This window comes from Vibrio sp. 1069 (genome assembly GCF_033340555.1).
Genome location: NZ_JAWOWP010000262.1, coordinates 1 through 792, shown reverse-complemented (window position 1 = coordinate 792; position 792 = coordinate 1). Strand labels below are relative to the sequence as shown.

1 protein-coding gene is annotated in these 792 nt (G+C 47.3%); it reads left to right on the top strand.

Annotation, left to right across the window (positions count from 1 at the left end):
* Nucleotides 1-67: 67 nt before the first annotated feature.
* Nucleotides 68-792, top strand: a 725-nt coding sequence (gene rlmD / locus R7040_RS25860) for a 23S rRNA (uracil(1939)-C(5))-methyltransferase RlmD (RefSeq protein WP_318097488.1), incomplete at its 3' end; no start/stop codon positions are given.

Sequence of the window (792 nt, the reverse complement as noted above, 5' to 3'; positions counted from 1 at the left end):
TCACACAACGGCTGCAATCAAGAATAGTGAAGCAGCAGAGCAATTAGACACTAATCAGGCACAGAGCATGGCACGTATCTTTCAACCTAAAAAGAAAACGCAATTAAACACTCGTCACCAAGCGGTACAAGTAGAGCGTTTGGATCACCACGGCGCAGGTATTGCTTACCTTAAAAAGAAACCGTTGTTCATTGACGGCGCATTACCAGGTGAAGAAGTGGTGACGCAATTGGTGGAAGAGAAGAGCAAATTTGCTCGCGGCAAGCTGATTAAAATCCTAAAGCCAAGCGACGCGCGCGTTGAGCCATTTTGTCCGCATTATCATGAATGTGGCGGCTGTGATTTGCAGCACCTTAATTATGACCAACAATTGACGCACAAACAGCAGACGCTGCGTCAGTTAATGCGAAAATTTGCTGGCAGTGACATTGAGTTGGATGCGCCAGTATTGGGCGAGTCTTTAGGTTACCGACGTCGTGCTCGCGTGAGTTTGTTTGTCGATAAGAAAACGCGTCAGTTGCACTTCGGCTTCCGCAAAAAGCAAAGCAAGCAAATTGCACAAGTGACGGATTGTCCGGTATTGGCTCCTGAGTTGAATGCGCTATTGCCTGAGATTTATTCGGTGCTAACAGCGTTCAAAAAGCCAGAGCAATTGGGGCATGTAGAACTGGTGTTGGGTGACAACGGGCCTTGTATCACGCTGCGACACTTAAGCAATTTGGCCGATGAAGAAGTCAGTGCATTAGTTGAATTAGCGACACGCCATCAAGCCTCGTTGTATCTGATGCCAGA